The sequence below is a fragment of the Arenimonas sp. genome (genome assembly GCF_019459675.1).
In the GTDB taxonomy this organism is placed as follows: domain Bacteria; phylum Pseudomonadota; class Gammaproteobacteria; order Xanthomonadales; family Xanthomonadaceae; genus Arenimonas.
This window is the reverse complement of sequence record NZ_JAIBFH010000372.1, coordinates 1-5,542: the sequence shown is the minus strand read 5'-3', so window position 1 is coordinate 5,542 and position 5,542 is coordinate 1. Positions and strand designations below refer to the sequence as shown.

The window sequence follows — 5,542 nt, the reverse complement described above, 5'->3', positions numbered from 1 at the left end:
GGGCGGGGGGCCCTGTTCAAATGGGGGGCGCCGGGCTGCGGGGGGCCGGGGGGCGCGCGCCGGGCGATGGCCGGCACGGCGGGATTGCGGGGCCGGATGCAGAGCTGCCTGAGCACGCCCTGGATATTGGCGCCAAGGTAGTCTTCCGGCGACGCCAGGCGGTCGAGCTGGTCGCGCGCCTCGGCCAACAGCGCGCCGGAGGCCAGGAACTCCTTGGTGTTGACGTTGATGGCGGCCAGCGTGACGCGCGCCATGATGCCCATCTCGACCTCGCCAAGGCGATCGGCCATGTCGATTGCCTCGCGCGCGAGCGCGATCGCGTCGTCATATTCCTCGCGCTTGAGGGCCTCCCGGGACAGGCTGAACGCAGCCGCCACGATCATGGGGTGGTCGCCGCCCAACGACCGGCGGCGCATCTCGAGCGAGCGCTGCATCATCGCGTAGGCCTCGTCGGCACGACCAAGCTCATCCACGACGTAGGCATGGTTGTTCACCAGCATCGCCAGCTCGGGGCTGCCGTCGGGGAAAATCGCCTGCATCTGCGCGGTGGCGTCGCGATACAGCTTGTCCGCGTCGTCCAGTTCACCCAGCCCGTGGGCCGCATACGCGAGGTTACCCAGCAGCAACGCCGGCGCCGAGGGTTGGTCGGGCACGCGAATGCCGTCGGCGTTCAGGGCAAAGGCGCGCAACAGGTATTCGCGCGCCTTCGGGTAGTCCTCGGCGTCCAGGAAGAGCTGGCCCAGGTTGTTCACCGCGATGAAGTACAGCGGTTTCCCGGTCTGGCCGGTAGCCTCGAGTCGTTCGATCACCCGGCGCAGCTCTGCTTCGGCCTCGCTGGTGCGCCCCTGGTCCTTGCGGAGCTGCGCGATCGCCTCCCGAACCTTCAGCGTGAACAAGTGATCCTCTCCGAATGCGGCCTGCGCATGCTCCAGGGCCAGCGTCAGCTCGCGTTCGGCGATGTCGAGCCTGGATCGGCTCAGCATGCTGTAGCCCAGGGCGAAGCGCACCCGCGCCGCCAGGTCGGGCCGGTCGGCGAACCGCTTCGACACCCTGCCCGCGGCATCATCCACCGCCTGGCTCAGGCTCAGCGTGGTGCCCGTGGTGAAGGGGTCGGACGAACCCAGCACGTCCATCAGGAAGGCGTTCACCGATTCGGTATCGGCCGCGGCACGGGTGGCTTCCTGCGCCTGCCAGAACGCAACGCCGCTCGCCGTGAGCACGGCCAGCAGCGCCAGCGTCGCCGCGATCGTCCCGACGCGGTGGCGGCCGATGAACTTGCGCAGCCGGTAGGCGCCCGAATCGGGATGTGCGTGCACCGGCTGCCCGTCGAGGTAGCGGCGGATGTCGTCGGCCAGTTCCTGCGCCGAACCGTAGCGTCGGGAAGCCTCCTTGTGCATGGCCTTGGCGACGATGCGCTCGACGTCGGGGCTGAGCTGGGCGCGGCGCTGCCGGCGCTCGGCGTCGGTGATGGCGGCCTTGGCCAGCATCTTGTGCATGGGGTCGGGCAGCGTGTCGCAGACGATGTGTTCGGCCTCGGCCGGGCGCAGGCCGCCCAGTTCGTAGGGGCGCACGCCGGCCAGCAGCTGGTACAGCACCACGCCCAGCGAATACACGTCCGAACTGGTGGTCAGCGCTTCCTGGCGCACCTGCTCGGGGCTGGCGTAGGCCGGCGTCATGGCCGAGAGCGAGGTGCCCTTTTCGCCGCCCAGCGGTTCCTGCTCCAGGATCTTGGCGATGCCGAAATCCAGCAGCCGCGGCTCGCCGTTGTCGCCCACCAGGATGTTGTCGGGCTTGAGGTCGCGGTGCACGATCAGGTGGCGGTGCGCTTCCTGCACGCCGTCGCAGACCTTGCAGAACAACGCCAGCCGCGCCGGCACGTCGAGCTTGTTGTTCTTGCAGTAGTCGGTTAGCGAAACGCCGTCGACGTATTCCATCACCAGGTAGGGAATGCCGCCGGCGGTGCTGCCGCCGTCGAGGATGCGCGCCACGTTCGGGTGGCTCATGCGCGCCAGGATCGAGCGCTCGGCCTCGAAGCGCGTGATCAGCTGGCGGCGGAAATCGGCCGCAGCCAGCAGGTGCACCGGGCGCACCAGTTTGATCGCCACCTGCTGGTCGTAGACGTCGTCGGCGCGCCGGCCCAGGTACACCACGCCCATGCCGCCGGCTTCCAGCGGCTTGAGCAGCTCGTAGTTGCCCAAGCGCTCCCCTATCTTGGGGAATTCCGGCGGCACCTCGTCGGGCATCACGGCGGTTTCTTCCAGGAATCCCGCGGCCTCGCGCTCCGCGCCCAGCAGGCGCACCACCCCTTCCATCACTTCCCTGGACTGCCCCTGCCCCGCAAGCCACTCCATGCGCCGGGCCGCGGGCTGCTCCAGCGCCTGTTCGAAAAGCTGCAACACCTGTATTTCGAGCGAAGTCTTCATGCCATCCCCTGGCCGCCCATTGCGGCCTGACACTAACAGAAGGCGCATTACACGGCCGGCTTGGCTCATGGGCTGCGGCAGGCGCCCCGCGCTAGACTGGGCACCATGCCCGGAGACGTGACTTCGCTGCTTTCCGCCTGGCGCCGCGGCGATGCCGACGCGCGCGACCAGCTGGTGCGCATCGTCTACCCCGAGCTGCGGGCCATGGCCGACCGGCAATTGCGCGGCGAGCGCGCCAACCACACCCTGCAGCCCACCGCCTTGGTGAACGAGGCCTACCTGCGTCTGTCGGGCCTCGACCGCATCGACTGGCAGGATCGCGCCCACTTCGTGCGCATGGCCGCGCGGCTGATGCGCGAGATCCTGGTGGACCACGCCCGGCGGCGCGACGCCGCCAAGCGCGACGGCGGCCACCGCGTCACCCTCACCGGGCTGGACATGCCCGCCGAAGAGCCCGGCCTGGACGTGATGGCGCTCGACGCCGCCCTCGCCCGGCTCGAGCAGATCGACCCCGACAAGGCGCGTCTGGTGGAACTGCGCTATTTCGGCGGCCTCACCATCGAAGAAACCGCCGAAGCCATGGCCTTGTCGCCAGCCACGGTCAAGCGGCACTGGCAGGCCGCGCGGGCCTGGCTGTTCGACGCCATGGGCGACCTGCGCTAGACGCCCGCCGCGACCGATGAGCCGGCCGGGCCCCGTTTTGCGCCATTGAAGGTCAACACCGGGAGAAACCACATGCCAACCCTGCCGCGCCATCTCATCGCCCTGGCCCTGGCCAGCCTGTGCGTGCCATCCGCCGGCTGCCGCCAGGGCGCCGATCCGCCGGAGGTTGTCGGCAGCGACAGTCGCCTGGTGCGAGCCCCGGACGCTGCCGCCAACCCGGGCCCGGGCGCACCCGAACCTTGGCCGGGAGCGGCCGACACCGCCGTCCCGCCGCCCGCCCTCACCACTGCCGCAGCGGCCATCGGCGACGCACCCGCCGGCGGCGGCATGCAGCGCGTTTCGGTGATCGACCCCAGCGGCTTCGGGCAGCCGATGCCGGCGCTGTGGGTGCAGATCCCCGCGGGCTGGCAAACCAGCGGCGGCGTGGTCTGGAATGCGCAGGCGCCGTGCGGCGCCACGCCCGGCTTCCAGTGGCAGGCGCAGTCGGCCGACGGCCGCCAGCGCCTGGAGATGCTGCCGCCCGATGCATGGACCTGGGACAACCTGGGCATGGACCTGCCCGGCGGCAGCTGCCCGCGCCTGCCGATCACCACGGTGCAGGCTTACCTGCAGTCGCTGGTGGAACGGATGCGGCCCGGCGCACGCGTGCTCGACTACCGCAGCCGCGACGACCTTGTCCGCACGCCGCCGATGCCCTCGGACGCGCAGACGCGCCACTGGAAACAGGGCGGCGAAATGCTGGTGGCCTACACCGGCCCATCCGGCGAAGTGCGCGAGAGCTTCCTGGCGGTCGTGCAGTTTTCGGAAACCACGATGGCGGGCGTGATGCCGGGTGAGGTGCGCAAGTTCATCAGCGGCATCGCCGGCTCGCCGGTGGTCGCCACCGCGCCGGCCGGGCAGCTCGACCTGGCCGTGGTCACCCACTTCGCCAACAGCCTCCAGCCCGACCCGCAGTGGCAGGCGCGCATGAACCAGCACAACGCCGCGATCACCAAGCGCGGCCTGCAGGGCCAGATCGAGCGCGGCGAAATCATCACCGACACCCACCGCGAGATCGCCGACATCAACCAGCGGGGCTGGGAAAGCCGCAACGACAGCGGCGACGCCATGCACCGCGCCACCGTCGACGGCATCAACAACGTTGACCGCTACAACGACCCGGTGACTGGCGATCAAGTGCAGCTGGACAACCGCTACGACCACGCCTGGCGCGCCAACGACGGCACCTATATCCAGAGCAACGACCCCAACCTCAACCCGCAGGTGGACCTGGGCCTCGAGGCCGAACAGATGGAGCGCAGCGAATGAAACCGTCCAGCCTTCCCTTGAACGCAGCAACGGGCATCGTGCTGTCGCTGATGCTCGCCCTTCCGGCGGCGACCCGCGCCCAGGACAGCTTCGGCTCGACGCCACGCCCGCCGCAACAGCAGCCGCCGCCGCAACCCGGGCCGCCACCGCAGCCACAACAACCGCAGTGGCCAGCGCCGGCGCAGCCAGGCTACGGCCCGGCGACCGGCAGCGGCCCGTCCCCGGCCAACGCTTCGCAGGAAGCCCTGGACCTGGGCGTAGCGCCTACCGCCCAGCTCCACGTCGGCGCCATGCACGGGCCCACGCCCAATGCCATTCCTGGCGGACGGCTGGTGACCACGCCGGAACTGGCCCAGCTGCTGCGCGATGCCAATGCCCAGGCGCTGGTGTTCGACGTCCTGGGCGGCCCCAAGCAGCTGCCCAACGCCATCGCCGCGGTGCCGGCTTCGCAGCCCGGCAACTTCCAGGACCAGACCCAGCAGCAGTTCGGCCAGTTTCTGCAGCAGGCCACCCAGGGCCGGAAGGACCGGCCGATGGTGTTCTACTGCCAGAGCACGCAGTGCTGGATGAGCTACAACGCCGCGCTGCGCGCCATCAATCTGGGCTACACGCGCGTGCTTTGGTACCGCGGCGGCATCGAAGCCTGGGAGCAGGCAGGCCTGCCGCTGGGCAACGCCGGCTACGCGCCGGGCCGGCAGTAGCGGCCAGCGCGGCACGGGCGGGCGTTCGCCAACGGCCCGCTCGCTGGCCGCCGCCTGCGCCGGGGCACGTTCCACCTAAAAGCACACCGGCATTTTGCCCAGCCGTGTCGCCAGGGGACGTCATGCCAGCACCGTCGACAGCGAGCCCGATCACGCGCCGGCAGCTGCTGCGCATGATCGGCCTCACGGCGGGCAGCGCCGTGATGTACCAGGCCATGAGCAGCCTGGGCCTGGCCGCCGAAACCACGTTCCAGTCCATGCCCTCGCTTGGCGCGGCGCCCAAGGGGGCTTCGGTGCTGGTGCTGGGCGCCGGCATCGCCGGCATGGTGGCCGCGTTCGAATTGCGCAAGGCCGGCTACCGGGTGCAGCTGCTGGAATACAACGGTCGCGCCGGCGGACGCGTGATGAGCCTGCGCGGCGGCGACACCTATACCGAGCTCGGCGGCG

The 5,542-nt window shown here is 70.2% G+C and carries 5 protein-coding genes; 4 read left to right on the top strand and 1 reads right to left on the bottom strand.

All coding sequences use genetic code 11. The features are described from left to right. Positions 1 to 2,423: serine/threonine-protein kinase (locus tag K0M70_RS12440; RefSeq protein ID WP_290782407.1), on the bottom strand; the 2,423-nt coding region annotated here is incomplete at its 3' end. Between the two features lie 117 nt (positions 2,424 to 2,540). On the opposite strand from K0M70_RS12440, the gene K0M70_RS12435 reads away from it, so the two are divergent. The 4 genes from K0M70_RS12435 to K0M70_RS12420 form a co-directional block, all read left to right on the top strand. Continuing rightward, positions 2,541 to 3,086: a sigma-70 family RNA polymerase sigma factor gene (locus K0M70_RS12435; protein WP_290782405.1), complete on the top strand. Its 546-nt coding sequence runs from the start codon at positions 2,541 to 2,543 to the stop codon at positions 3,084 to 3,086. A gap of 72 nt (positions 3,087 to 3,158) precedes the next feature. Next, positions 3,159 to 4,394 carry a hypothetical protein gene (locus K0M70_RS12430; protein ID WP_290782403.1) on the top strand — a complete coding sequence of 412 codons (1,236 nt, stop codon included), beginning with the start codon at positions 3,159 to 3,161 and terminating at the stop codon, positions 4,392 to 4,394. Further along, on the top strand, positions 4,391 to 5,095 hold the full coding sequence (locus K0M70_RS12425; RefSeq protein ID WP_290782401.1) for a rhodanese-like domain-containing protein: 705 nt from the start codon (positions 4,391 to 4,393) through the stop codon (positions 5,093 to 5,095). The genes K0M70_RS12430 and K0M70_RS12425 overlap by 4 nt, the downstream gene beginning before the upstream one ends. A gap of 122 nt (positions 5,096 to 5,217) precedes the next feature. Continuing rightward, positions 5,218 to 5,542 (top strand): NAD(P)-binding protein (locus K0M70_RS12420; protein WP_290782399.1); only part of this gene is annotated, 325 nt, incomplete at its 3' end.

What these genes read in the sequence shown, in the direction of transcription:
- K0M70_RS12430 (WP_290782403.1), top strand. Translation starts at nt 3,159, where the DNA reads ATGCCAACCCTGCCGCGCCATCTCATCGCCCTGGCCCTGGCCAGCCTG.
- K0M70_RS12425 (WP_290782401.1), top strand. Translation starts at nt 4,391, where the DNA reads ATGAAACCGTCCAGCCTTCCCTTGAACGCAGCAACGGGCATCGTGCTG.